The organism is Ekhidna sp., assembly GCF_965228795.1.
In the GTDB taxonomy this organism is placed as follows: Bacteria; Bacteroidota; Bacteroidia; order Cytophagales; family Cyclobacteriaceae; genus Ekhidna.
Genome location: NZ_OZ245839.1, coordinates 3024066 through 3050284 on the forward strand (window position 1 = coordinate 3024066; position 26219 = coordinate 3050284).

Sequence of the window (26219 nt, forward strand, 5' to 3'; positions counted from 1 at the left end):
GTTAATATTTTGTGTTATAAAACATAATAGTCTGTCGGTTTTTTCTTTTCAGGAACATCCGTTTCTCCAATCATTTGCCTGATGTTTATTTCTATCGTTTCCGCCAGGTCTGTCATGGGCGTGTCCAAAGGCTGGTTCTCAAAAGGATCCTGCATGAGAATGGAGGTTTTTTCGATGGCAATAAAAATGATCGGTATACCAATAGTCAGGCCTATTTCTACAATTAGGTATTCATCAGTTAAACCGAATGGCAGCATGGTAGCAAAGACATAAATAATGGTATGGATCAACAGGCTGTGTGCTTTGGGGAAAACCGTGTTTTTTATGCGTTCGCACTTGCCCATAGAATCACATAATCTGGCGATGGTGCTATCGATTTGCACCTGCTGAAAATCATTCACCATACCTTTTTCTTTTGCCTTTAGCAAAGTTTCAGAATGTTCTGACAATAAAGCATTTGGAATATTAAATGCTTCGGTCTTATTGGATTCTTTATATTTAATGACCCTGTGGGAAAAAGGTAGTTTTCTTAGTGATTCTCCGAGCGCATAGCACCAAATGATCTGACGATTGGCCATTTCATTGACCAAGGTATCGTACTGCCCGTTGCTCCTTTTGAAAAATGAAACACATTGTCTAACCAGTGTTCGGGAATCGTTAACAATAGCACCCCAAATAATACGGGCTTCCCACCACCGTTCATAGGCTTGATTGGTTCGAAAACCCAACAGCAAGGCTACCGCAGTACCAAAAACAGCAGTAACACTAATAGGAACCGAAATTTTGTCAAGAAATCCGTATTGATCGAAAATGCCTACCACAACCGCATACGAGGAGATAAGTACTATATCAACCTTAATGGTTTTGATAAAGTCAAGTATGGATATTCTTTTATTTAAGAGCATTTTAATTCAGTTTGTTGATCTGATTTTGGTTTTATAGTTACTCCAATAATAGAGCTGTGATAAATTCCTTGTCACAATGAGCGACCATTTAAGTTTTCTTCGATATAATTTAACGCTTCGGGTATGTCAAGCTCACGCGTACCATTTCCTGTACGGATATAAAAGTGTGAACGGTCGTCCTGATGCAGATAGACCGGAGAGTGCGCATGTTTAATCTCAAGATGACAGACATCAAGCCCTTCTATTTGGAAAAAAGAAACATCTATCAGAGCGCAATAATTTGTCCCTAATTTGGTGGAGATCAGTTGCATTATATACTGCTCAAAACCATCTCGTCCCGGTTTTTTCAGGCTTGCATAATCTTCATGTAAACCTTGTGCCTGTCCATCATCGTCAATACCAATAAATAGGTGCCCTCCCCGGGTATTCATAAATCCGGCAATTGTTTTGGCTACTACGTCTTCCAGAGCCTTATTCGGCTTAAACTGTCTCAAATCCCACCTTAAGGTAGATTTGAACTCAACTTGCTGGTTTTCTCCTGCCGCAATCAACTCCCTGATCTCCTCCAACCTATCCCTTCTTATGGTAAGCTGAAATATTTTTTGCCTGACCATAAACATAAGCGACAAGGCAATGCCCAGCAACCCGAATAGCAATTTGATGACGGCCTGATCTAAATCCCATGAACCAGCAACCTGCTGATATGCGGGAGGAAGATATTCCCACCAACTGCCGTTATCTCCCTGCATGTCATACATGTGAAGTGAAATAGCCAGGGGCTGTATCACAAATAGTCCAAAGGTTAATCCAATAAGTATATAAGCAAGAAATCTCTGGTTTTTCATTTTACAATATCCTTTTATAAACCACAGGTGTCACCTCGCTTGGGATACACCTGTGGCTGTGTAACTACTTCTTCTTATCCTGAAGGACTTTCTTCTTTTGTTCAAATTCCTCATCGGATATCTCGCCCCGGGCATATCGCTCTCTCAGGGCTTCCATGGCCTTATCCTTCCGTCTGTTTTGTCCGGGCGTAGGGTAAGGGATTAAGAATATCCAGCATAGGAGGATAAGCCACAAGATCCACCAGATCCAATGCATTCCTCCGAAATACCAATCGTGCATCATAGCTGTAGATTTTAAGGTTAAACATATATTTAATTGTCGTTTACAATTACCGGTGATTTACCATCGGTTACAATTACTTTAGTGTTCTTAGAGCCGACCAGCTCCCTGGTGATTTCCAGGCTCTTGTATTTGATGAGCCGGTCATTCAGGGTGGCGTTGATGATGGCCTGCTGCTTTTTGATAGCCTCTGCCTCAATCAATAGCCTTTCTGCTTCTTTCTTCTGCTTCTCAATGTTGAAATCGATTTGCATACGCTCGGTAATGATGGCCATCTCCTTTTCTTTCTTTTGTTTCTCCAGCTCAAAATCCAACTGGTTCCTTTTTATCTCATTCTCGATTTTTGTCTTCTTGGCTATCTCGTCTGCGTTGAGCTGAGCCTCGATGGTTTCCACCACTGCCTGTGGCAAATCGACTTCTTTAAGCATTACAAGATCCATTGCAAAACCATAATCACGGATTACCGCATTCATTTTTTCTTTAATGGTATTTTCAATCGTATTTCGTTCGGTAATCAGCTGAGTGGCTTTATACTCAAGTCCCGTTTGCCGAAGGATTGTGATCAGGTTATCCTCAATGACCGTTTCCTGATAACCGCCACCAAAATCCTGATAAATGCGAATGATCGAATCAGGAACAATATGGTATAATATGGTTATTTCAGAGCTTACCTCAATCCCTTCTTTTGTATGGAAATTGAGTTCCCGGGAGTAATTGACAATCCGCGTGTCAAAACGTTCTATTTTCCTCCCAATAAACCCCATAAAATGATGAGGGCCCGGCTTCATTACCGCTGGTTTCACCTTTCCAAAATGCACATCTACACCCACCTCTCCGGGCCTTACAATGGCACATCCCTGCAACAGCATAAATGCCGTAATCATGGGAATTAAAACTTTTATAGCTTTCATAATAATATCAATTTTAATTTTTCAAATTATCCCTACATTTCCTGCACCAACTCCCCTGAATCACACTATCAGCGGTAGCCCGGAAACGATGACCGTTTTTACATTGCCACCTCAAGGGTATTTTGGAGTTTATGTATTCGTTAGAAAGACACTTACCTTCCTTTGCATGAGCCAGGAATTGCATCTTCTCTATTCCATGCGGAACGTTGTTAGCACATTCAGGGCACCAGCTTTTCCGTATCTTCACACTAAAAGGGGTGGCCTGCCACCGGTGGCCTTTTGCACATTGCCACCACAATTTGGACTTGCTGTTGATATATAAGTCTGATAAACAAAGCCCACCCCTTGTCCTGGCTAATTGCCTCATTTTTTCAATTGGAAACTCCATGACATTTTTCACTTCATATCAAATCTTTTGATAGACTTTCCGGTCTTTATTCTGTAGGCATCATCTATTTCAGAAACGTAAATGATTCCATCGCCCGGATCAGGCGTTTGAGCCTTTCCGCATATCAATTGCACTGCTTTATCCATTTCTTCATTTTGGCAAACAAGCTCCAGTTTTACTATCGGGCTATCGGTAAAATGAAAATTCAGGGAAGGAGATGCATCAGGATCCTTATAAGCTCCCGTACCTTCTCCTTTGGATAGTGTTACACTTTCAAACCCTGCATCCCGCAGAGACTTTACCACTACCTGTACTCTTTTTGGCTTTATAAATGCTTTTATTTCTTTCATCTTTTTAGTCGTTATAATTTTTAATCAATTAATAAAGTTGGCAAGGGGCAAAAAGGCAGTTGGTAATTGTGTTGCAAGCTCACTTTCAGTGTTTGCCTACTTGCCAACTGCCCTTTGCCAACCTTTAATCACCAACTATTCCTCACCCACTTGGCACTTAATGGCCGTGCTCTGTATCACCTTTTTTCATCTCTCCTATAAGATAATAGGCGTTGTTCCAGGCTACTTTAGTACCCTCGGGTAACGCCTCCAGCAGCTTGATCTCTACCCATCCTTCATCGATAATGCCTGTTCGAATTTCCACTGGTTTAAATGCCCATTCGGTTTCTCCGTCTTCCTGATGAGATTCCGCAATAAAAATATAAGGCTTGCCTTCTTCTTCTATGATGGCATCTTCCGGTAAGGCCATAACTTCCCGGCTGTTGGTATGGATTCTTCCATTGATGTACATCCCGGGAATCAGAAAATCTTCTTTTTGATCAATTTCAGCGTGTACATGCACTGCTTTCGGGTTTTGCTCGAATTGTTTGCCAACAGAATAAATATCGGCCGTCAAAGTAGCTCCGGGAACCGACTCCACGGTGAAGGTTATTTTTTGTCCTTTCTTTACTTTATAAACATCCTTTTCAAACACCATCAGGTCGGCATGGATGTGGTCGGTATTAACAACCCTGAACATTACGGTCTGAGGATCTACGAACTGCCCTAACTGAACTTCTACTTTTTCTATGTAGCCACTTATAGGGCTAACCACAGGCACTTGCTCATATATTTCTCCCTGCCGTATCTTCTCTACATTCAAACTGAGTTGTTTGAGCTGGGCTTCATAGCCTTTTGCTTCACCTTTTGTGGTTTGATAGTCAGCTAAGGTTTGCTGATAGGTCTTTCCCGAGCCCACATTTTCTTCATAGAGCTTTTTTTGACGTGCGTGTTCTTTCTCCAGGTATTGCAACTGGCTATATGCCCTTACATAGTTGGATTGAATACTGCTCAGATTGGGGTGAGCCAGGTAAGCCAATATCTGACCTTTTCTTACCTTGTCTCCCTCTATCACTTTGATGGAAGTCACATTGGCCCCCAGAATAGCGGTAACGGTAGCCTCATGCTGTGGAGGTACTTCTAGCTGACCGTTGGCCTCTACTACGTCCGATAGTGCGCGAGTGGGTAGCGCATCAATCTTTATCCCCAGACTTTTAAATTTGAGGTCCGAAAGGTGAAGCTCGGCCATTCCTTCTTCTTCGTGTCCTTCGTCCTCATGTCCTTCTTCACCTTCTTTATGTTCATGAGAAGCTTCTTCCGTGTTATCAGCAGACTTGCTTCCGCAACCGGTAAATACCGATACCATCAGTACCAATGCCAGTATATATATGATTTGCTTTTTCATTATTTAATATTTTATGTTCTTTAAATTTTATTGACCGATCAGGAACTCCAGGTTGATGACCGCCTGGTTGTATCCATTAAGCGTATTGAGGTAATTGAATTTGAGGTTCAGGGCCTGGTTGAGATTTTGAAAGTATTCTACATAATCAATGTTCCCGCTCTCAAAGCTCTTCTGGGCATTATCTAAGATTAGATTGGCCTGGGGAATCGCTTTTTCATTGTAGTATTCCAGACTATTGCGGAACTTATTTACTTCTTCTACCTGCTGACTAAATTGTCCCTGGACGGTGGTTCGGAAGTATTCCAGATTGGTTTTAGCCATTTGTTCACGCAGGCTGGCGGCCTTAATGTCTGCCTTATAGGAGCCAAAAAACAATGGAATGGCTATGCCTGCCTGTATGCCTCCAAACCGGTCAGAAGATGTTGCAACACCACCATCTGCTGTTTCACCACCAATCAGTGACTGGTTGAAATACCCCACAAAAAACTCAGGCATTAATTTGGAAGAAACAACGGATTTCTGCGCATCCGCAATCTCCACCTGCTGCTGTGTAAACTGCAGAAATGGATTGTTTGCAATCAGTGCACGATCCTGGAGTGCCAAAACCTGTCGTTCCTCCAGACCGGAGGGCGCAAAAGCCAAATCCGTGGTGTCATTAAGCAGGATCTGAAGCTGTTTTTCCTGGATGATCATATCGGCTTCCAATAGCTTCAACTGATTCTGGACTTCCATCACCTGCGTTTCTGCGGCCGCTTTTTCCAAATAACTGGTAGCTTCCGTCTCAAACCGGATAGTTGCGGCATTGAGGAACCTTCCATAGATGGAGTCCTGGTAAAGCAACAGGTTTCTGGTCTCGTGCAAATAGGCCAGCTCGTACCAGGCTTGTCGGATACTCGCTTTGAGTTCGTTCTCTGTAACAGCTAGCTGTTTTTGACTCCCCTCAACCCGTTCATTTGCCAGATTGCGCTGTTTGCCGTAAACCGTAGGAAATTCAAAGGACTGGCCAACATTAAAAGAAAAATCATTTTCAAAGCTGTTGTATTGTCCGTATTGCATGCCAATACCTGTCTTGCCCGGGTTGAATGCGGCCTTCTTTCCTTGCCGTTGAACGTCTATATTGGTTTTGGCCACTTTAACATTCCCATTATTGGCCAATCCTATTTCAATGGCTTCTTCCAGCGTATTCACAGACTTGGTTTCCTGCGCATTTCCCACAGCTGGTAATCCAAACAATCCACCACAAACGATCAGGGCAATAATCACATTGGCATTCGGTGCTTTCAGGCTTTTTCTTTTGTCACTTCTGCCTTCTACAAACGTGTAGAGCACCGGAAGAACCACTAGAGTAAGTAGGGTGGCAGTGAGCATACCACCAATCACTACGGTAGCCAATGGTCGTTGTACTTCCGCTCCTGCAGAGGCTGAAAATGCCATGGGTAAAAATCCGAAAATGTCTGTAGTTGCTGTCAACATAATAGGTCTGATTCGTTCTTTTGTTCCTGTTAAAATTCTCTCTCTAATACTCGTCACCCCTTCTTCCTTCAATGAATTGAAGCGGTTGATCAATACAAGACCATTGAGGACCGCCACGCCAAACAGCACAATGAACCCGACACCAGCAGAAATACTAAATGGCATATCCCTCAACCACATAGCAAATACGCCCCCAATAGCCGCCAGGGGAATAGCCATATAGATCATAATGGATTGAGAAAATGACTCTAAGGCAAAGTAGAGCAAAACAAAAATCAGAAAGAGGGCTATTGGCACTACGATCATTAATCTGCTTTTCGCTCTTTGCAGGTTTTCAAACTCTCCACCGTAGGTGATGTAGTACCCGGCCGGCAGATCCAACTGCGCATCCAATTTGGCCTGTATGTCATTCACCACCGACTCCACATCGCGTCCTCTCACATTCACTCCAACATACGTTCTACGGTAGGTGTTGTCCCTGGAGATCTGCATCGGTCCCGGCACATAGCTTATGTCAGCTACCTCTTTTATGGGAACTTGAGTCCCATCCGGTAGATCGATATAGAGTGTCCGTAAGTCATCTATGCTTCTGCGATGTGCATCATCAAAGCGTATGACCAGATCGAATCGCTTCTCGCCTTCAAAAACCACTCCGGCCACCCCACCTGCAAAAGCTGAGCTGACATACTCATTGAGTTTTTGAATATCTAACCCGTATTGAGCTATCTTATTACGATTGTAATTCACTGTCATTTGGGGAAGTCCTGAGGTCCGCTCAGCATTGACATCTCCGGCACCCGGTACTGTGGAAATGATCTCCGCCATCTCCTGAACCTTGGTGGCTAAAACCTCTAAATCTTCACCGTATAGCTTGACCGCAATATCTTCCCGTACTCCTTCAAGCAATTCGTTGAACCGTAATTCCACAGGCTGGGTAAAGACGAGGTTAACCCCAACGAGCTGTTCATCGAGTTTGTCTTTGATTTGATCAATTAGCTCGTCTTTGGTTGCTGCGGAAACCCACTTGTCTTTGTCCTTTTCCAGAATGATGTACATATCCGCTATGTCCATGGGCATTGGGTCTGTGGGTATATCTGCAACACCAATGCGTGAGGTGACCGTTTTGATCTCAGGAAAGTTTTCAAGCAAGAGCTTTTCAATTTTCATGGAGACTTCATTAGACTCTGTGAGCGAACTTCCCGGTCGTATCAATGCCTGCATGGCCAGGTCTCCTTCATCCAGCTGAGGGACAAATTCCCCACCCATACGCGAAAATGTAAATCCGGCAACTCCCAGCAGCACAATAGCCACAATGATTACGATAGCCTTAAAACGGAGGGCACTTTTTAGCAATGGCAGGTATGCCTTATGAATACCGCCGATTATTTTGTCACTCACCTTTTCCAACCAGCGTTCAAACTTCCCAAACCAGTTCTTTTTGTTTTGGATGGGCTTCATAAATAAGGCTGACATCATTGGCACGTACGTCAGACAAAGGAAAATGGCACCAATCATGGCAAAACCAAAGGTGTAGGCCATCGGCTGGAACATCTTACCCTCAACACCTGTCAGAAACAGGATCGGAGCGAACACAATGAGAATGATAATCTGACCGAAAAAGGCAGAACCCATCATGGTGCTTCCGGACTCAAAAGCTACCTCGTCCATGACACCTTGGTTGAACTTAATTTTACCAGAGCGTATGCGTTTCTGGATTTCATAGACCGTTCCTTCTATGATGATCACCGCACCATCTATAATAATTCCAAAGTCAATGGCACCCAAGCTCATCAGGTTGGCCCAGACATTGAATTGCTTCATCAGTATGAATGCAAAAAGCAGTGAAAGTGGAATAGTAGTGGCCGTGATGATACCACCACGCAAACTTCCCAATAGAATGACGAGCGCAAATATGACGATGAGTGCTCCTTCGATCAGATTGGTTTGCACTGTACTGGTCGTTCTGGAAATAAGATCACTTCTGTCAATGATGGTATTGATTTCCAATCCTTCAGGAAGCGATTTCTCGACCTCTTCCATTCGCTCTTTCACATTTTGTATGACCGCATTGGGGTTAGAGCCTTTTAGCATCATGATGATGCCGCCCACCGATTCACGGCCATCCTGTGTGAATGCACCATAGCGTACCTGGTGTCCAAAATGGACTTTAGAAGCAACATCACCAATCGTGACAGGAATGCCATTTTCGGTTTTGATAACAATTTTTCGAATGTCGTCTAATGAGCGAATCAATCCTTCTCCTCTTATGAAGTTGGACATTCGATTCTTCTCAATATAAGCCCCTCCGGTATTGACATTGTTTCTCGCTAGTGCTTCATATACCTGCGATATGCTAACTTTTTGTGCGTTGAGTTTTTCAGGATTGATGGCTACCTCGTATTGCTTGATGTAACCCCCAAATGAGTTGACTTCAACTACTCCATCCAGTAGCGTGAGTTGTCGTTTTACAATCCAGTCTTGGATAGTGCGCAGGTCTGTTGGCGAGTATTTTGTTTCAAAACCCTCCTGAGGTTGGATGGTGTATTCGTAAATCTGCCCCAAACCTGTGGAAATTGGTCCCATAGTGGGACTTCCGAATTTTTGGGGAATGGTCTCCTGGAGTTCGTTCAGTTTTTCCTGCACCAGTTGGCGTGGCAAATAGGTGCCCATGTCATCTTCAAAGACGATGGTCACCACCGACAGGCCAAATCTTGAAACAGAGCGAATCTCATCTACTCCCGGAAGGTTACCCATGGCCAACTCGACCGGATAGGTGACGAACTGCTCGATATCTTCAGTAGCCAGATTGGGTGAAACCGTCATCACCTGCACCTGGTTATTGGTGATATCCGGGACGGAACCCAGATTGACCGTTGACATGGAATAGATCCCCACACCTATGAGTGCAAGTGTGAGTAAGCCCACAATGAATTTGTTCTTTATCGAGAACGATATGATTTTATTGATCATGTATGAAATGATTTAGTATCAGTTAAAATGATTCTGTTTCGATCCTTTAGAGTAGGATCGAGTTGGACGGAGTTGTCCTTATGAAACTGATATTAAACCTGAGGTGGCTGTAGCAGTGAGCCGACAAATCCTGATGTTATTGGATCTGTATAGGTGCTTCCCTGGAGAGGAAATGTAAGGATACCTAATTCACTTATAAAAGTTTGCTGAACGACAAGATGTGAATGGCAGCAATGACAAACACATAAAGGAGAACATAAATCTTCGGATTCATTGTGGTCCTGATCCGAACCAGGTTGTTCGTATGAAACCTCGATGCTATCTGCTGTGGTTTCATCCGCACACGGTGCTACCGATAGCCCTAACAGAAACAGCGATAATATGAATGCGGAAAATTTCACTATGCAAGTATAACGAAAAAGGAGTGCAACTTGTTTGCAAAGTTTAGGAGCAGTTCGCGCATGTGCCTTTGTACACCATGCTGGCACTGGCTGCCTTGAATCCGGACGGAATGTTTGTTTGAGGGATTTTAGACTGAGTTAGGCAATACGTTTCGCCACATCCCACACAATGAAAGTGGATGTGTTGATCCTGGGGTTCGCATTCACAGCCTTCTTCGCAGAGGGCATATTTCACCGCACCGGTTCCATCATCAATACTGTGAATGAGCTTCTTGTCTTCAAATGTTTTGAGGGTTCTGTAGAGCGTAGCTTTATCTGCCCGTTCAAATTTTGTTTCCAGGTCACTGAGACTTATGGCAGCCCCTGATTCTACGAGCTTTCTGAGCACCAACAGCCGCATGGCTGTTGGCTTTATGTCTCTATCTTCAAGTTTTTGTTCGAGCATTGACTAAAAATACGAAGAAACGCCAAACTGGATACCTGAGATCTTAGCAGGTGGATTGCCCAGAATATCGGTTTGTTCCATGATTCGATAGTTTAATCGAATCACTGTCTGGGCGGTGGGGCGAAAACTTATCGCCGGAACTACTGCCCTAATTTCATCTCCGATATTTCCTCCTGTTTCACGGAATGTCCCGTCATTCCAATCAACATATTCCAAACGCATAGCAACATTGAAAGAAGCGTTATTGAAGCCAAACAAATCCCCGGTAAGAATCGGCTGAACAAAGTCTACAAAACCTCCTTTTTGTTGATCTCCAAATTGCTGAGAAAAAGTACCAGGTACATCGATGTTTATCCACGCCCACTCACCGACAATAAAGGTCTTGGTTACAGGAATGGTCGTATTAAAATCAATCGCGTACACGTTCAGCCTCCTTTTATCATCCAATATCAAACCGTCTTCTTCATAGGTGTTGTAAATTCCTCCCATATATGAAAGGCCAATTTCACCAACCTTGTTATGTCTTACAGCTATTTTTCCTGTCAGCAATGGCTCTCCGTTAGATGATTCTTCAAACCGCTCCTTGTTTTCTTTAGATGCGGGTAAAAACGTGCGATTCTCTCCGTTATTGATAATGGCATCATTGAATCCATTGGTCAGGTAGGCTTCATATCCAAATGCCCATTCTTTCATGTAATATTTACCATAAAGTCCAAAGCCAACATTACTCCAGGTTGCTGGCAGCATATCCGTTGCAGCTATTGGGCGATCCACAAACTCCCATTTAGGTCCGTCATGATTTTGATTGAATGCTCCGATAGGATTCATCACTATTCCACCACGTAGATTCAAAAGAGGATGCATACTGATGTCAAGTGCCGCAAACTCTATGGCTACCTCTTCTCCGCCTTCCTCAAATTCTATCTCAGAAAGAAACTTGATTTTTCTATGTATTGAGGAAGCAACAAAAAGCGTCATTCGCGGGACTCGGAAGCTATGTCCATCTGTCACACCATCTTCACCAATGTATCCATAATCTGCCTCAATATATCCACCTACTGATACCGGTAACTTACCAACCTGTAGAAAAGGTCTGTTGTAAACAGCATCCATATTAAGCTGGTTTTTTGCCGTATCAACTGGTGTACGCTTGAGTAAAGTACTGTCGATTTGAGCCTTTGCATCTATCGAAAGCAGAGATGTTATTGTTATAAGTATCCAACCAAACTTCCTCATGATAAATCGATTTTAAGGGTTTTACTTTCTTTTATAATTGGGAAACTTCTAAGCGATGTATCAGCCGGGCCATTTTGAACACTCCCGTCTTGCGTAAACTCACTTCCATGGGCAGGACACTGTAGCCGATCTCCAAATACCTGAAGTTCCGTGCCTTGGTGTGTGCATTTCATGAGCAATGCTTTGTAGTCATTGGAATTGAAGCGGAAAACAGCTACCGGGTATTGTAATGACTCATTCTGCACCACTACATACTTTAAATAGTTGTTTTCCTCTTTCAAAAATGCTGCTTCAGGCAGACTCAGATAGGAGCCTTCTATATTCCCAGAAATGTATCGGGTTCCAGCACATCCTTCAAGGAGTAAACCTGTTGCCACTATACCGAGGCAGCCCATTCCGCATTTTCTGACAAATTCTCTTCTTTCCATATCTAAAGAGATTTGAGAAACTTAATGAGTGCCTCTTTATCATCTTCAGAAAGAGAGACAAATTGATTTTTACTGTTGTCAGCTTCTCCACCATGAAGCAGGATAGCTTCTTCAATACTTGCGGCTCGTCCATCATGCATTAAGAAGAATGATCCGCCTTGCGAATTGGGCGAAAGTCCCAAGCCCCATAATGGTGGAGTCCGCCATTCGTATGTTTCAGCAGATCCTTCGGTGGCACCATCATCCAGCCCTAGTCCCATATCATGTAGCAACAAATCCGTGTATGGGTAGAATGTCCTATTCGATAATGCTTCGATATCAGACTCTGGGGTTGTCCATTCAGGGATATGACATGAGGCGCACTGTATTTCTGTAAATATTGACTTCCCTTGTAATACCACCGTGTTTTCCTCTGATCTAGGAATAGGAGCTTTTAATGTTCTCAGATAAAAGACCACATCACGAATCGTTTGATCAGAAACTTCAGGATCGGTAGAAAGCTGGCTGTAAGGATCAATGGGCTCAAAAGTTGAAGTAATTCCCATATCCTGATTGTAGGCACCTACGGTCTGTTGAAGCAGATCAATCGCCGCAGCTTTCTTCCCAAAACGCCCTATAATTTTACCATTGACAGGCTGATGAATCGATTTCTGTTCAAAGTAGTCTGGTGGTGTTATGTAATTTGGTTTCCCGGAAATACCATCACCATCATCATCAAGAGAATCGACATTCTGCAGAATCTGTTGATCTGACAGTGCTGCCAGAAATCCCAACCCAGTAACAGCCGGTGGAGTAAACTTCATGAATGGAACACCATCTGGCAGCTTTTCAGGTTCAAACCCTGGTATTGCTCTATTTTGAAGTTGAGGACCTCCAATAGATAGATCCGGCAATGTGTTTGGCAGTGATTGACCAAATCTAGTGAGCGTGGTAAAAGGATGACCTTTGCCATCTCCTGCATGACAGCTTCCACAGGACGTGGCAACAAAGCCTGGTCCAAGTCCATTTTCCACTGAAAACACCTCGTCATTAAAAGCAATATCTCCATCCAAAAATTGTCTTTGCTCAGCATGGGATAAGCCTTCCGTAGGGCCATCCAGCAGCTCATTTTCAGCAGGAGCAGCTGGTATTATTTCCTCACATGAAATAGCCAACACAAAAGGGACAATGCTCAGATATATTATTATTTTATTCATCTCAAAATAATTTTATACAAATCTATTAATTAAAGTTAGACATATCAAACTTTTAAATAAGACATGCGATACTTACTTTTGAAACATGATCACTATCACGGAGGAGAATTATCTGAAAGCCATCTACAGCCTAAACCTGAATCGAAACGGGAAGGAGCTTGGTACCAATGAACTTGCGAGTCATCTTGGAATATCTCCTGCTACGGTGAGTAGTATGCTAAAGAAGCTGAAAGAAAAGGGATTCATTGATTATAAAAAATACGGTGCAATATCACTGCTGAAAGAGGGTGAAACAATTGCTTTCTCTGTCATAAGGAAGCACCGATTGTGGGAAACATTTTTAGTTGAGAAAATGGAATTTACCTGGGATGAAATCCATGAGGTAGCCGAGCAACTGGAACACATTAAGTCCAAAAAACTAGTAGATCAACTGGATAAGCTTTTGGGTTTCCCTGAATATGATCCACATGGTGACCCTATCCCGGATGCCACTGGCAAGATTAGGGGAATGCACAAAACTACCTTAGAAAATGAATCAGTTGGCAAGCAACTAAAAGTTGTTGGAGTAAAGAACGATTCTCCTGCATTCCTTCAACACATTACACAATTGGGACTTGTCATCAATAGTAAAATCCTTATCAAATCACATCACGAGTTTGATGGATCTTTGGATGTTGAAATCGAAGGAGAAACTCGAATGGTTTCTCAAAAGGTTGCGGAGAATGTGTATGTTTCGGAAAGTCTATAAAGATATAATTTGAATCTAATGCATATTTGAAATAGTCAGGCCGATTTGGCCTGACTATCATTTACCTGGTTAATTCTTCCTTGAGTTAACCAACTCATACACACATGGGATAACAATGAGATTGAGCAAAGTAGCAGACAGCAACCCGCCCAAAATCACTACTGCCATTGGGCTTTGAATTTCATTACCCGGTTCGCCCCCTTTCAGTGCAAGCGGTATTAAGGCAAGCCCAGTAGTGAAGGCCGTCATTAGTATTGGATTCAGTCTGTCCAAAGCTCCGGTTTTGAGCAACTCAAACCCTTGCAAACCTTCCTTCCTCAAATCCTCATACCTCGATACCAATAGGATTCCGTTCCTAGTAGCGATACCAAACAAGCTAATAAAGCCAATGGTAGCAGCAATGCTGATAATGCCGGAAGTGAAGTACACAATCAAAATCCCACCAATCAGAGCCAGAGGCAGATTGATCAAGACAATGAATGAAAGTTTCACATCCTGAAACTCATAATAGAGCAATAGAAAGATGATCAAAATGGCAACAACAGCCGTGATTAGTAATAATTGAGAAGCCTTTGCTTCACTCTCAAACTGACCGCCATACTCTACCCGATAACCTTCAGGTAAGTCAATATTCGCATCTACGATCTGCTGAATCTCATTTACCACCCCACGCAAATCACGTCCCTGCACATTGGCAGCTACTACAATCTTACGCTTTACATTCTCTCTGGAAATGGTATTCGGAGAACTTACAGATTTCACATCTGCAAGCTGATCCAATGTGATTTGCCCTCCGTTTGGTAAGGTGACCAAAGCAGCTTGTATGGATTCCATACTGCTCCTTGACTCCTTTTTAAAACGAACGATAAGGTCAAAATACTTCTGCCCTTCATAGATTTCACCTGCCTTTTCTCCGGCAAAGGCCACATCTACTTGCTCCATCAAATCACCAACCGTCATACCATAAGCAGACAGCATTTGTCGCTTGGGTGTAATGCGAATTTGTGGCACTTCGATCTGCTGATCTACTGCAACATCGGCAATTCCATCAATGGAATTGATATTGGTTTCTACACTTTTACCCAACTCAAACAAACGCTGCAAATCATCACCAAAAATCTTGATGGCAATGTTTGCTCGAGTACCAGAAAGCATGTGATCAATTCGGTGAGCGATAGGTTGTCCCAAGGTGATATTTATTCCCGGAACCACACTTAGCTTCGTTCGTACTTCCTCAAAGAATTGCTCCTTTGATTTTCCATCCAGCGTAAAAGGCACATCAATCTCCGCAGCATTTACGCCCTGAGCATGTTCGTCCAGCTCAGCTCGTCCGGTTCTACGGGTTACCACCTCCACTTCAGGCATTTCCAACAGTAATTGTTCAATCAGCTTTCCGTTCTTGTTGCTTTCTTCCAGCGACATACCTGGTACTCCAACTGCACTTATCACTAAGGAACCTTCATTGAACTCGGGCAGGAAGCTACGTCCCAATTGCGTCAGCAATATCAAACTGACAATGAATGCTCCTACTGTCAAGCCAATTACTGTTTTTGGAAACTTCAGTGTCCGTTCTAATACACCCACATAACGAGCGCGAAGGAAGCGTTCCACTTTTGTTCCCTCAGCTTGCCTGGTAAGTACCTTCTCACTTTTCAATAGGTACGAACACAACACCGGAGTAACCGTAACTGCCACAATCAGGGAAGTCAATACCGAAGTAATGAATGCTATGCCAAGTGGCTGCAACAATCGTCCTTCCATCCCACTCAGGAAGAATAGCGGCACAAACGATACGATGATGATGAGCGTAGCAATAATGATGGAGCTACGAATCTCCACCGAGGCGTCTTTCACCACCGTAAGCACAGGCTGTTGCTCTGCTTTTGGTTTTCGAATATTCTCACGCAATCGCTTGAAAACATTTTCCACATCAATGATCGCATCATCTACCAACGCACCAATGGCTATAGCCATACCTCCCAAACTCATCGTATTGATGGTATATCCCAGCATTTTAAGAACAATGATGGATACCAACAACGAGATTGGAATGGCGAGCAAAGAAATAACCGTAGTTCTCCAATTCATCAAAAAGATGAATAGCACGATCATCACGAAAAAAGCTCCTTCCAGTAACGTCTGATTCAGATTGTTAATGGATGCCTCAATGAAATTTGACTGGCGAAAAATGTGGCTTTTGATTTCCACGCTTTCCGGTAATGTGTTGTTCAAATCAGCGATCGCTTCATCGAGCCTTTCGGTCAATTCCAATGTGTTGACATCCGGCTGTTTAGAAATGGTCAAAATCACAGCGGGATCCGCATTCAGCGAACCGTCACCGATCTTGTCCGCTGCACCAATTTGTACGGTTGCAACATCCTTAATCTTGATGGATTGTCCATTGACATTCTTAAGAACCGCTTCTTCGAGGTGCTCTACTGAATATGCTCGTCCACTTCCTTTAATGATATACTGATTGCCGTATTCATTCAAAAAGCCTCCGGGAGCATTCACATTGCTTTCCTGTACTTTCTCCAGTAGTTCACCAAGGCTCACATCATAGTATTTGAGCTTCTCCGGATTGGCCAATACCTGATATTGCTTGTAGTCCCCTCCAATCACAATTACATTAGCAATTCCGCCAATGGATTTGATTCTTGGACGAATGGTCCAGTCAGCCAGCGTACGCAGTTCCATCGCAGACAAACTATCTGAACGAACACCTAAAAGCATCACCTCACCCATGATGGATGAAATGGGAGCCATAGTAGGTGTACCAACACCAGAAGGCAAATTCTCCCGAACCATCGGGATGCGTTCACTCACAATTTGTCTTGCCCGGTAAATGTCCGTACCCCATTCAAATTCTATCCAAACAATGGAGATTCCTGCTGCAGATGAAGAGCGGATTCTACGCACATTGGGCGAGCCATTCATGGCCGTTTCCAATTGGTAGGTCACCAGCTTTTCTACTTCCTCAGATTCCATTCCATGAGCTTCCGTCAAAATGGTCACTGTCGGAGCTGTCAGATCTGGGAATACATCCACGTTCATATTACGGGCTATGTACAATCCCGCCACACTGAGCACCACAGCGCCCAAAAGCACCATTAATCGGTTTTGCAGTGAAATCGATAATATTTTATTCAACATATCATCAACCGTTTAATGGGCGTGACCATGAGCGGGCGCTTGTCCTGACATGGAAGCCATTTTCACCGCATAGGCACCTTTGGTGACAACCACCTCTCCCGACGATAGTCCCTTAATGACCTCCACCTCACTACCATTGCGTTTACCAAGCGTCACATTCCTGCGTTCAAAACTTTCTCCGGATAGCTGTACGATCACCGAGTAGTTGCCATAATCTTCCAATAAGCAGGAAGCGGGAACAGTCAAACTTTCAACAGCAGAACCAACGGCAAGCTGAGCTTCCGTGTAGCTGCCTTCCGGCATTTCCACGCCTTCATTCACCTCAGCAAAAACAGAAATCAATGGTTGATCAGACGCTACCACTTTACCAACAGACAAGATTTTGCCACCTCTGTCCTTTAGACTTGACCAAGCTCCGGGTTTGGGCTGGTACCATAGGTTTTGAATGTTCTGCAGCTCGGCACTGTACTTCGGGCTAACCCGTACTTCTAGCAAACTACTCTTATGGCTTGTCACAGTCACCAACGCATCGCCCTGGTTTGCAAATCCACCGTTTACTGCCTGAATAGATTTGATGTATCCATTCATTGGAGTAGTGACTTGTTTGCCTCCCGCACTATACCCACTGCTCAACGTCTCATAGTTGGTTTTTGCCACCTGGTATTTCTGCTCTACTTGCTCAAACTCAGCTTTAGCAACGATTTTGGAATTGTACAATTCCTTTTTCCGTTCGTATTCCGACCTGGCTTGCTCGAATTCAGCTTTTGCCTTTTGGATCTCCGCACTCAGATTATTGGATGTCAGTCCTGCACTGCTAATAGTCATCAAAACCTGACCTTTTTTTACAGCGCTTCCTTCCGTCAATATTCCAGAACTAAAGCTCACTCGTCCATTGGCTGGAGCCACAAGCGTCTGATAATTCGAAGGTGCTACTTTCCAAACACCTGAAGTGGGGATGGTTTGAAAGACTTGCTTCTTTAAAACTGGAGCTGTTTGAAACTCCATTTTCCAGGCTTGTTCTTTCAAAAAAGTAATGGCATTACCCTCTTCTTCACCACCCATTTGGGCAATGGCTTCTTCCTCTGAAGCATACACAGGAATATTATCCATTACTATCTTATCCGAAAACGCAGGCGTCTTGATTTCAAAAATCAATTGATAGGTTCCCGGTTCTTTCGGTTGCAGTGAGGGTGTGAATATCCCAGGTGAAGAAGGTGCATCAACCTTGTGTCGGATGCCCTTTCCACCTTTTATCAAACTCACCGTTACACTGCCTTCCAAAACAGGCTGATACTTTTTCAACACCGTAAAGTGTGCTGCAAAACGGCTGTTATTTCCAATAATCAATGCCGGGTATTCAACAAACAACTCCGTTTTATCTGTCCAGATAGTTGCGACCACCGAAGGCACTTCATCACTCTCAGTAATGTGGCTACCATCCGGGGCATGTGCATGTCCTTCTTCCTCTACAGGTTGGCAGGAAAACACCACCAACGAAAACAATACTATTATATATCGCATATCAACTTTTGTTTTTAATGATTAATGATCATGATGAGAACTACCGTCCTTATGGGAATGCGTGTCTTTTTCTACTACTTCGGTGGAGTCGCCTTCAACAGTAAACTCTTCTTGCTCCTGATGGTCGTGATCACCCTCATCATGGCTGTGCCCGTGATCTTCACTCGATTCAGCGTGTGGATGCGCTTCTGATTCTGTTTCATGTGAATGTCCATGACCTGATTCAGATTTTTTACCCGAACAGGCAATGGCGAAAACAAAAGTAAATGCGATAAGGATATTTGAAATTTTCATAATTCGATGTTTTACGATTTTATAATTGATGTTTTAAAAGTTGTGTTTGCGATACATAGAGTTGGTATTGCATGTCCAGCATAGTATCATATGCCTGGCGATAAAACTTTAGCTCCATGTAGTATTCCAGGAAGGATAATTCACCTAGTTGATAGGCCTGAAGCAATAAGTCATCGCTGTTTAAGCCAGATAAGGTTGCTTCATACTCCTGAAACTTGGAAAGCATAGTCTCATAGTCATTGTATTGCTTTTCGAATGCCGAGTAGGCTTGCAATGACAATGAGGTATTGATGGACTGTTGAAAGTCAACTTGAGATTGAGCAGCCTTCACCTTGTTTCGGTTACTCCATAATGGAATACTAATGCCAGCATACACACCGGAAAACCGCTCACCTGCAAAACCCTGACTGTTGAAGCCAGCTGTCAAATTTGGGAGCGTCCTGTTTTTAGCCAACCTTAATGACTGCTGAGCAATCGCCTCCTGTTGCTTGAGTTTTACCAGCTCAGGATCTTGCACTTGCTTTTCCTGCCAAACACTTTCCTTGTCAATCAAATCCAGGGATAAAGCATATTCATCAGATGAAAAACGTATCTCCGCTCCTCCATTAAGATTCTTAAGGAGTAGCATCGTGTTTCTCTGATAGCTTTCAATCTGCTGGATTTTGAACTGCTCCTGCATCCAGGCCACCTTCGCTTTATTCAATTCCAGGATACCTACCTGTTCTTTTTCATAAAGCTCCTGCACCTGCTCAAACACCTCTTTTGCCTGCTCCACTCTAAGTGTTTCAGTTGTTAGGCGTTTGTTCAGGTAGATCAGATTAAGGCAGTATTCTTTGGCTTGCGCTAATATCTCCTGTCTCCTGGCCTGATAGTCAAGTTGCAACTGATCCGTTTGTTTGTCAATGAGATTCCTTCGGGTGCTATAGACCGTTGGGAACTCAAAAGACTGACTCACCTGGTACTCGGTATAATCTCCCGCACTATGCTCACCAAAAGGTAGATAGTATGCTCCCAGTTGAGGGTCTGGTAGATTATTTCCGGATTTCAGTTCAAGAGCTCTACTCTCAGCATATTGGCTGAGGGCTTTCAGCTCCTGGTTGTTTTGTTCTACTTCTCTGAGAATGCTTTCTATTGAAGACGATTGGGCAATCAAGCCAAAGGACAAGAAGCATCCGCAAAGAGCGAACACGATTTTTTTATACATGAAAATTGATTTTAGAATTAATCAAATAGTGTAGAGCATAACCTAATATGCTCAGTAAGCGGGATTCTTCCTGCTTGAAATGATTATCCTAAAGATGGGGGGCCTCTTAACGAAACCGAAGTTAGATGGGGGGATTTTGTAGGGTCCGGAGGATGTTGCCAGAGTATTTGTTCTTCCGGCTCTCTTTCCGATATCTTAATCTCATAAGCAACATCTGCTACTACAACCTTTACTGATACCTGCTGCTTGGAGATACTTTTGGCAACAAGGATATTATCAACCTGGATGGTATGAGCATGTGTCCCAAAAAGAAATCCTAGGAGATCAAAACCTTCACTGGAGTCATCATCATGATGGTGGTGATGATCGTGATCATGAGCATGCTCAGCCTTAGTCTCAGTAATGCTTATGTGCTCTGCACCGTGCTCATGATGTACATGCGGCAATACCTGATGTAGCAGATACATACTGAATATGCTCAGAAACGATACGGCCGCTATTTTTCTAAACTGCTGCATTAAAGAACAAACTTAAACAGAAACTTTCCAATGCTTTTAATGGGGTTCACTGAATTTAATGTTTGACATATACCGAGTTCTATTGCCTGATCGTTCGCATCTCTTGACATATAGCTAAGCAAGGTCATGCCCTTTATCGTGAATGCTGTGCTTCGTAATTTCCTATGATCTGCTTCTATTTGAGGGAATTTTGTACTTCTTTGTTCTCCTCAGATTGAGTCCAAGTCCATGCATACCAGACGATGAATAAAGTAGTTCCTATTTCTATAGTTGCAAAAAACATATAATGATAACTAGGTGTCCCCATGAATAGTGTTCCAATCATTATTAGTGTTTTGATAATACCAGCAATTATGTTGGATATGCGATTGGCATTGTATTTTAAAACTCTTGATAGCAAAGCCATTGCAATCGAGATTTCCATAATGATACCCGATATCAGCAAAGTGGTTTCATTCATTTTAAGTCCAGCGACTTCACCCGTAAGCAATGCGTTTAACAATTCTGCTGACATCAATGACAAAACATCGCAATACAAATAATTTAATGTAACAAATATCCATAGGGTGGATAAAATCACTCTTCTATTTTGAATCATATCTACTGAGCTAATTTTATTTCTTTCCTAGTGGACGATTCAAGTTCGAATAAGTTACAATTGATGCAGTCTGGCAGCAATGAAGCACAGTAAATAAAATACCCCAATACAATCAGCATTGGGACTTTTTCCATGATTAGAACCTAAAATTGCACTATACCTTCTCTATTTCAAATCCTGCTTCTGTTACCGCTTTGACCACTTCATTCTGATCTCCTTCGAGCCTTACCTCCAGAATTTTATCCGGGTTTTCGATATCAACTTTCCAGGACTCAATACTATCCAGTTCATTGAGGTGTGGGGTAACTGATTTCAAGCATCCCCCGCAGTTGATATTGGTTTTAAATTTTATCGTTTCCATTCTTATCAAATTTTAGTTAACAATTCACTTTATTATTTTTCAGCCGAAGCTTGACCTTCTTAATCTCAGACTGTTGGTGACTACAGAAACTGAACTCATGGCCATGGCCGCCCCTGCTATCATGGGATTTAATAGAAATCCAAATAATGGGAATAGTGCACCGGCAGCTACCGGAATGGCTATCACATTGTAAATAAATGCCCAAAATAAATTCTGCCTAATAGTGCGTATGGTGGCCTTGGAAAGAGTAATGGCCCGGGTGATTTGCTCTAAGTCTGAGTGCATCAATGTAATACCGGCACTTTCCATAGCTATGTCTGTACCACTGCCCATCGCTATGCCAATATCAGCTTGCGCCAACGCATGAGAGTCATTAATACCATCGCCAGCCATTGCCACCACCTTACCTTTGTTTTGTAAAGCAGTGATGAATTCTCCTTTCTCCACAGGTTTAACCTGAGCTTTGTAATGATCAATTCCGACCTGTTCAGCAATCGCTTTGGCTGTTTGTTCATTGTCACCCGTTAGCATATGAATTTCTAATCCAATCCTTTTCAAGGAGGTAATGGCTTGCTTTGAGGAATCTTTGATTTTATCTGCTATGGCAATAACACCTAGCACTTCCTTATGATCCGCAAAGAGCACGACTGTTTTTGCCTCCTGTTTCAGAATGTCTGACTGACTTCTCAATTTGGAATTGAACTCAATTTCATTGTCTCTCACGAGTTCCTCATTTCCTATAAAAAACCATTCCCCTTCGTATTTGGCTTTAGCGCCCTGCCCGGTAATGCTTTCAAAATTTGAGATTTCAACAGGTTTGCTCTTAGCCTCTTTCAGGTATTGAACAATAGCATGCGCCAATGGATGTTCCGAATTGGATTCTACAGATAGCAGTATATCTTGAAACAGCTTTTTTGATGTATCGCTTTTCCAATAGGTATCTGTCACCTCTGGTTTTCCTTCTGTTATCGTACCTGTTTTATCCAGTACCAGTGCATTTGTTTTGTAGGCAACTTCCAGTGCCTGGGCATCCTTGATCAATATCCCCTGCTCGGCCCCTTTACCAATACCTACCATTAAGGCTGTAGGGGTAGCTAAGCCCAATGCACATGGACAGGCGATGATGAGTACGGTAATGAGTGTAAGGAATGCATACGTGATGGAGGGATCCGGACCAAGAAAAAACCACAGTAAAAAAGTGAGAAGTGCCAGACCTACGACTACAGGTACAAATACTCCCGCTACTTTATCTACCAATTTCTGGATGGGGGGCTTACTTGCCTGGGCAGACTTGACGAGTTGAATGATCTGGGCCAACAGAGTTTCACCGCCAACTTTGCTGGCCAGTATCTTTAAACTTCCCTTTTGATTTACTGTACCGGCAAATACTTCTTCCCCTTTTACCTTATTTACGGGGATAGGTTCTCCGGTGATCATACTTTCGTCAATATAAGATTCACCGCTTTTTACCTTCCCATCTACAGGCACTTTGTCCCCTGGGCGAAGCAAGATTAAATCACCTTTGAGAACATCACTTAAAGGAACTGAAATTTCTTCTCCATTTCTGAATACAACTACCTCTTTCGGTTGCAAGCCCATTAGCTTTTTGATCGCAGATGAAGTCTTGCCCTTAGCACGTTCTTCCAGGTATCTGCCTAAAAGGATAAGCGTTACAATGATCACGGCTGATTCATAGTAAACATGCGGAGTAATGTCATGATTAAGGAAAAACTGAGGGTATATGGTGTTGAACAAGCTGAACACAAAAGCCACTCCGGTACTAAGTGCGACAAGTGTGTCCATATTTGAGGAGAAATGCTGCAGCTTCTTCCAGGCGTTCACAAAGAATTCAGAACCGCTCCAAAATAGAACAGGAGCCGAGAACACCATCATGATCCAGTTTTCGTAAGGGATTTGTCCCATAAAAAACATGGCCATGATAAAAACAGGTGTTGAAAGAACTGCTGCTATTATGAGCTTTGACCTGAGCTTTTTAAGCCTATTATCTTCAGCTTGCTCTATAGCTTCTTGCTGCTCATCTTTATCCCCAGCCAAGATCTCATAGCCTATTTCCTGAGTCTTATTTTTTATGTGATCGAGAGTAATAGTATCCTGATTGTATACAATTGCTACCGATTTATTTGGGTAGTTGACAGATACTTCCTGAATGCCTTCATTTTGTTTCAGGTAAGACTCCAGGCTCGCAGCACAAGAGGCACAAGTCATTCCCAAAACTCCGTAGGACTCCCTTATTATTGTTTTATCTGCATCTTTCACATTAGCATCCATATTCCTTCAAATTTTATAAATCAAAGGTATGAAGGAACCGAGGTGCAGGTGTTATGCAATTTTTGTTAAGGTTTATGAGATTATTGGGTAGTTACTCCATCAAGTGGTAGCCTTTCTTTGGTAGTGAGCTTTTTGAATTCTGAAGGGGACATACCAGTAACTTTCCTAAACTGACCGGAGAGGTATTGGACACTGCTGTAATTCAATTTGTACGATATTTCACTGAGTGTCATTTCATCATAAACCAGCAACTCTTTTACTTTTTCCACTTTTTGCAAAATGAGGTATCGCTCAATAGTGATGTTTTCTACAGATGAAAACAAATTACTTAAATAGCTGTAGTCCTTTCCGATCTTCTTCTCCAAATAGTGAGAGACGTTTTGATTGCTTACTACTTCAGGATTATGAATAAGATCGATGATGGAGGTTTTTATCTGTTCTATGATTTTGCTATTACTATCCTCCAATAATTCAAACCCTCGATCCATAATCACCTCGCGGATTTGATCTAGCTGTAGTAAGTTAACCTTCTGTGAAAGCTTCACCTCTCCAAGTTGGATGTCGACTACTTCTATTCCTAACCGATTAAGCTCCTCTCGAACCACCTGGATGCAGCGATTGCAAACCATATTCTTTATATACAATGTTTCTGGGGTCATTGTCGAAGTTTAATGCATACAATGTACGAAAATCTAGATTTGTAGGATTTACAAAATTTTGGAAATGAGTTATGAAATTTTGGAATAAATCGGTGGTTGCAAATTCGCCAGATTGCTACATTTATGAAGTCGTCTTTTTTATTTAATATATTTTGGTGCCAGATAGTGAAATAAATCAAGGTATTTTAAGACGAGCGTCAGCTTTATCTACATCAATCCTTTCCACTTTTGTCCGGCATTCAAACAGATGGTTACATGAATAGTTTAAGGCAAAATTTAGCAATCACTTTGATTTTTTTGATAACAATGACATCTTGTATGTCGTTGAAGCACACCGGTCACTCAACACACGATAAAAACGTTGATCCTGTCTGTGGTCAGGTAGTTGAAGCAGACAGTACAATCACAACCAAGTTTAGACAAACTACCTATAATTTCGATTCTGAAGAATGCCGGTCCGTTTTTCTGAAAGACCCGGAACGTTTTACCTCTCAAAAAAAAATATCTCAGAATCATATGACTCACTGGGGAATTCTTGGAGGGGCAGTTATGGCAGCATCAATGATTGCTATGATGATTATACTTTAGATTACCTAATTATAGCTACCTAGATAGACCGCAAAAAAAGACTTAATTAAATACATTTTCTTTTCATAAGTTGATAATGTATTATAAAAGAGATATTCACAATTCCTTAAAACCTTTCCAAAACTTCGTAAGACCATCCCGAATTATTATCGTTTCTTTATAAATAATAATACCTCCGGGAGTACTTCCGGCTTACCTGTTTGGCAGAGCTGAAGGCAGGCCGGATTCCCCGGAGACCAACAAAAGACGCATGATAAAATTCATTCATTCAAATTCACTCATAGTAGCTCTTACAATTCTGGCATCTTGTAACATTTATCAGGATGTGCAGGTAACTAAAGATAAGAGTGTGGATTTCTCTCAATATGAAACCTACGCCTGGCTACCTGAAAAAGAGCATAATACTGATACTGAGTATGACAATGATTTTATCCGGCAAAAGACCAGAAACTATTTTGGGCATTGTATGGCTGAGCGACAGCTAAAACCAGATACTGCCAATCCGGATCTATTGCTACAGGTAGAGTGGCTGAGCCATGCAAGAAAAGTTGAAGTACCCCGGGCAAATGACTATCCTGATTATAATTCAATAGATAACTACAATGCGCCTACAGTTTATCTCTACAATGGCAAACTTAGCGGTAACCCAGGCTGGAAAGAGGAATATTCTAAACCGGAGATTGTAAAATATGCTCATGGTGGTGCCAAATTGACTGCTATCGACCCTAAAACGAATCAGATCGTTTGGGAAGGCCTGGCTCAGGGCGATCTTTATGACCCCACTATCATGTATGATGATCTCCACCCATCTATCCACAAGATGATGAAAAAGTTTCCTATCAAGATTCCGAAAGAGTAGAAACATAAGATGCTATCAGCTCATAACTTATAATTTCATAAATCTTAACCAATATTTCATAAAAACAAGTTCTTATTGACCTTGTTGACTCTGTACTAATTCATAATTGAACGAGTTGCGGATAGGGTTTTCCTTATTGGAATCAGACTACTTTAAGCCATGTGTTAATTACTCAGTGTGGGTTAATCACTTGATTATTTAGCGTGAAAATCCTT

Annotated in this window: 25 protein-coding genes; 3 read left to right on the top strand and 22 right to left on the bottom strand. The window is 42.5% G+C overall.

Annotated elements, in window-relative coordinates; translation table 11 throughout:
* Positions 1-14 precede the first annotated feature (14 nt).
* The 13 genes from ACQK2H_RS13590 to ACQK2H_RS13650 form a co-directional block, all read right to left on the bottom strand.
* A complete protein-coding gene (locus ACQK2H_RS13590; RefSeq protein ID WP_201921456.1) occupies positions 15-905 on the bottom strand; it encodes a bestrophin family protein in 891 nt (296 codons plus the stop codon).
* Between the two features lie 71 nt (positions 906-976).
* Positions 977-1750 (bottom strand): AlbA family DNA-binding domain-containing protein, encoded by a 774-nt coding sequence (locus ACQK2H_RS13595; protein WP_201921458.1) that lies wholly within the window; start codon positions 1748-1750, stop codon positions 977-979.
* Positions 1751-1814: 64 nt separating this feature from the next.
* On the bottom strand, positions 1815-2033 hold the full coding sequence (locus ACQK2H_RS13600) for an SHOCT domain-containing protein (protein WP_201921460.1): 219 nt from the start codon (positions 2031-2033) through the stop codon (positions 1815-1817).
* Between the two features lie 29 nt (positions 2034-2062).
* Positions 2063-2941, bottom strand: coding sequence for a prohibitin family protein (locus ACQK2H_RS13605; RefSeq protein ID WP_350206441.1), 879 nt, complete (start codon positions 2939-2941; stop codon positions 2063-2065).
* Positions 2942-2954: 13 nt separating this feature from the next.
* On the bottom strand, positions 2955-3329 hold the full coding sequence (locus tag ACQK2H_RS13610) for a zinc-ribbon domain-containing protein (protein ID WP_350206442.1): 375 nt from the start codon (positions 3327-3329) through the stop codon (positions 2955-2957).
* An 8-nt stretch (positions 3330-3337) separates the two neighbouring features.
* Positions 3338-3679 (bottom strand): P-II family nitrogen regulator, encoded by a 342-nt coding sequence (locus ACQK2H_RS13615; RefSeq protein WP_219956396.1) that lies wholly within the window; start codon positions 3677-3679, stop codon positions 3338-3340.
* A 157-nt stretch (positions 3680-3836) separates the two neighbouring features.
* Positions 3837-5063, bottom strand: coding sequence for an efflux RND transporter periplasmic adaptor subunit (locus ACQK2H_RS13620; protein ID WP_350206443.1), 1227 nt, complete (start codon positions 5061-5063; stop codon positions 3837-3839).
* 27 nt (positions 5064-5090) lie between these two features.
* The gene (locus tag ACQK2H_RS13625) at positions 5091-9506 is read right to left on the bottom strand and encodes a CusA/CzcA family heavy metal efflux RND transporter (protein ID WP_425391970.1); all 4416 of its coding nucleotides are present in this window, start codon (positions 9504-9506) and stop codon (positions 5091-5093) included.
* Positions 9507-9598: 92 nt separating this feature from the next.
* Positions 9599-9907: a DUF6660 family protein gene (locus ACQK2H_RS13630; RefSeq protein WP_350217941.1), complete on the bottom strand. Its 309-nt coding sequence runs from the start codon at positions 9905-9907 to the stop codon at positions 9599-9601.
* A 43-nt stretch (positions 9908-9950) separates the two neighbouring features.
* Positions 9951-10352, bottom strand: a complete 402-nt coding sequence (locus ACQK2H_RS13635) for a Fur family transcriptional regulator (RefSeq protein WP_425391971.1) — start codon at positions 10350-10352, stop codon at positions 9951-9953.
* Between the two features lie 3 nt (positions 10353-10355).
* The gene (locus ACQK2H_RS13640; RefSeq protein ID WP_425391972.1) at positions 10356-11588 is read right to left on the bottom strand and encodes a hypothetical protein; all 1233 of its coding nucleotides are present in this window, start codon (positions 11586-11588) and stop codon (positions 10356-10358) included.
* Positions 11585-12016 (bottom strand): Rieske (2Fe-2S) protein, encoded by a 432-nt coding sequence (locus tag ACQK2H_RS13645; protein ID WP_350205668.1) that lies wholly within the window; start codon positions 12014-12016, stop codon positions 11585-11587. Before ACQK2H_RS13645 ends, ACQK2H_RS13640 begins: the two co-directional genes overlap by 4 nt.
* Before the next feature lie 2 nt (positions 12017-12018).
* A complete protein-coding gene (locus ACQK2H_RS13650; RefSeq protein ID WP_425391973.1) occupies positions 12019-13212 on the bottom strand; it encodes a di-heme oxidoredictase family protein in 1194 nt (397 codons plus the stop codon).
* A gap of 85 nt (positions 13213-13297) precedes the next feature.
* On the opposite strand from ACQK2H_RS13650, the gene ACQK2H_RS13655 reads away from it, so the two are divergent.
* A complete protein-coding gene (locus tag ACQK2H_RS13655) occupies positions 13298-13960 on the top strand; it encodes a metal-dependent transcriptional regulator (protein ID WP_350205666.1) in 663 nt (220 codons plus the stop codon).
* A gap of 69 nt (positions 13961-14029) precedes the next feature.
* Here the strand turns inward: ACQK2H_RS13655 and ACQK2H_RS13660 are convergent, their stop codons facing one another.
* The 9 genes from ACQK2H_RS13660 to ACQK2H_RS13700 form a co-directional block, all read right to left on the bottom strand.
* Positions 14030-17113: an efflux RND transporter permease subunit gene (locus ACQK2H_RS13660; protein ID WP_425391974.1), complete on the bottom strand. Its 3084-nt coding sequence runs from the start codon at positions 17111-17113 to the stop codon at positions 14030-14032.
* Between the two features lie 12 nt (positions 17114-17125).
* The gene (locus ACQK2H_RS13665) at positions 17126-18634 is read right to left on the bottom strand and encodes an efflux RND transporter periplasmic adaptor subunit (protein ID WP_425391975.1); all 1509 of its coding nucleotides are present in this window, start codon (positions 18632-18634) and stop codon (positions 17126-17128) included.
* 21 nt (positions 18635-18655) lie between these two features.
* A complete protein-coding gene (locus tag ACQK2H_RS13670) occupies positions 18656-18928 on the bottom strand; it encodes a hypothetical protein (RefSeq protein WP_420575401.1) in 273 nt (90 codons plus the stop codon).
* Between the two features lie 19 nt (positions 18929-18947).
* Entirely contained in the window at positions 18948-20132 is a 1185-nt protein-coding gene (locus tag ACQK2H_RS13675) for a TolC family protein (RefSeq protein ID WP_420575402.1), read from the bottom strand.
* A gap of 83 nt (positions 20133-20215) precedes the next feature.
* Positions 20216-20650 carry a hypothetical protein gene (locus ACQK2H_RS13680; RefSeq protein WP_420575403.1) on the bottom strand — a complete coding sequence of 145 codons (435 nt, stop codon included), beginning with the start codon at positions 20648-20650 and terminating at the stop codon, positions 20216-20218.
* Positions 20651-20825: 175 nt separating this feature from the next.
* A complete protein-coding gene (locus tag ACQK2H_RS13685; RefSeq protein ID WP_350205659.1) occupies positions 20826-21248 on the bottom strand; it encodes a DUF6326 family protein in 423 nt (140 codons plus the stop codon).
* Positions 21249-21402: 154 nt separating this feature from the next.
* A complete protein-coding gene (locus tag ACQK2H_RS13690; RefSeq protein WP_350205658.1) occupies positions 21403-21609 on the bottom strand; it encodes a heavy-metal-associated domain-containing protein in 207 nt (68 codons plus the stop codon).
* Between the two features lie 39 nt (positions 21610-21648).
* Entirely contained in the window at positions 21649-23898 is a 2250-nt protein-coding gene (locus ACQK2H_RS13695) for a heavy metal translocating P-type ATPase (RefSeq protein WP_420575404.1), read from the bottom strand.
* 80 nt (positions 23899-23978) lie between these two features.
* The gene (locus ACQK2H_RS13700; protein ID WP_420575405.1) at positions 23979-24557 is read right to left on the bottom strand and encodes an AraC family transcriptional regulator; all 579 of its coding nucleotides are present in this window, start codon (positions 24555-24557) and stop codon (positions 23979-23981) included.
* Positions 24558-24875: 318 nt separating this feature from the next.
* Between ACQK2H_RS13700 and ACQK2H_RS13705 the strand changes: the two genes are divergently transcribed.
* Both ACQK2H_RS13705 and ACQK2H_RS13710 read left to right on the top strand, forming a co-directional pair.
* On the top strand, positions 24876-25145 hold the full coding sequence (locus ACQK2H_RS13705; RefSeq protein WP_420575406.1) for a YHS domain-containing protein: 270 nt from the start codon (positions 24876-24878) through the stop codon (positions 25143-25145).
* Between the two features lie 250 nt (positions 25146-25395).
* Entirely contained in the window at positions 25396-26004 is a 609-nt protein-coding gene (locus tag ACQK2H_RS13710; protein ID WP_420575407.1) for a DUF4136 domain-containing protein, read from the top strand.
* The last annotated feature ends 215 nt before the right edge of the window (positions 26005-26219 follow it).

Coding starts and splice junctions, on each gene's coding strand:
- ACQK2H_RS13625 (WP_425391970.1), bottom strand. CDS start 9,506: ATGATCAATAAAATCATATCGTTCTCGATAAAGAACAAATTCATTGTG.
- ACQK2H_RS13635 (WP_425391971.1), bottom strand. CDS start 10,352: ATGCTCGAACAAAAACTTGAAGATAGAGACATAAAGCCAACAGCCATG.
- ACQK2H_RS13655 (WP_350205666.1), top strand. CDS start 13,298: ATGATCACTATCACGGAGGAGAATTATCTGAAAGCCATCTACAGCCTA.
- ACQK2H_RS13645 (WP_350205668.1), bottom strand. CDS start 12,016: ATGGAAAGAAGAGAATTTGTCAGAAAATGCGGAATGGGCTGCCTCGGT.
- ACQK2H_RS13680 (WP_420575403.1), bottom strand. CDS start 20,650: ATGCAGCAGTTTAGAAAAATAGCGGCCGTATCGTTTCTGAGCATATTC.
- ACQK2H_RS13685 (WP_350205659.1), bottom strand. CDS start 21,248: ATGATTCAAAATAGAAGAGTGATTTTATCCACCCTATGGATATTTGTT.
- ACQK2H_RS13665 (WP_425391975.1), bottom strand. CDS start 18,634: ATGCGATATATAATAGTATTGTTTTCGTTGGTGGTGTTTTCCTGCCAA.
- ACQK2H_RS13705 (WP_420575406.1), top strand. CDS start 24,876: ATGTCGTTGAAGCACACCGGTCACTCAACACACGATAAAAACGTTGAT.
- ACQK2H_RS13675 (WP_420575402.1), bottom strand. CDS start 20,132: ATGTATAAAAAAATCGTGTTCGCTCTTTGCGGATGCTTCTTGTCCTTT.
- ACQK2H_RS13650 (WP_425391973.1), bottom strand. CDS start 13,212: ATGAATAAAATAATAATATATCTGAGCATTGTCCCTTTTGTGTTGGCT.
- ACQK2H_RS13590 (WP_201921456.1), bottom strand. CDS start 905: ATGCTCTTAAATAAAAGAATATCCATACTTGACTTTATCAAAACCATT.
- ACQK2H_RS13615 (WP_219956396.1), bottom strand. CDS start 3,679: ATGAAAGAAATAAAAGCATTTATAAAGCCAAAAAGAGTACAGGTAGTG.
- ACQK2H_RS13610 (WP_350206442.1), bottom strand. CDS start 3,329: ATGGAGTTTCCAATTGAAAAAATGAGGCAATTAGCCAGGACAAGGGGT.
- ACQK2H_RS13595 (WP_201921458.1), bottom strand. CDS start 1,750: ATGAAAAACCAGAGATTTCTTGCTTATATACTTATTGGATTAACCTTT.
- ACQK2H_RS13660 (WP_425391974.1), bottom strand. CDS start 17,113: ATGTTGAATAAAATATTATCGATTTCACTGCAAAACCGATTAATGGTG.
- ACQK2H_RS13620 (WP_350206443.1), bottom strand. CDS start 5,063: ATGAAAAAGCAAATCATATATATACTGGCATTGGTACTGATGGTATCG.
- ACQK2H_RS13695 (WP_420575404.1), bottom strand. CDS start 23,898: ATGGATGCTAATGTGAAAGATGCAGATAAAACAATAATAAGGGAGTCC.
- ACQK2H_RS13670 (WP_420575401.1), bottom strand. CDS start 18,928: ATGAAAATTTCAAATATCCTTATCGCATTTACTTTTGTTTTCGCCATT.
- ACQK2H_RS13690 (WP_350205658.1), bottom strand. CDS start 21,609: ATGGAAACGATAAAATTTAAAACCAATATCAACTGCGGGGGATGCTTG.
- ACQK2H_RS13710 (WP_420575407.1), top strand. CDS start 25,396: ATGATAAAATTCATTCATTCAAATTCACTCATAGTAGCTCTTACAATT.
- ACQK2H_RS13605 (WP_350206441.1), bottom strand. CDS start 2,941: ATGAAAGCTATAAAAGTTTTAATTCCCATGATTACGGCATTTATGCTG.
- ACQK2H_RS13640 (WP_425391972.1), bottom strand. CDS start 11,588: ATGAGGAAGTTTGGTTGGATACTTATAACAATAACATCTCTGCTTTCG.
- ACQK2H_RS13600 (WP_201921460.1), bottom strand. CDS start 2,033: ATGATGCACGATTGGTATTTCGGAGGAATGCATTGGATCTGGTGGATC.
- ACQK2H_RS13700 (WP_420575405.1), bottom strand. CDS start 24,557: ATGACCCCAGAAACATTGTATATAAAGAATATGGTTTGCAATCGCTGC.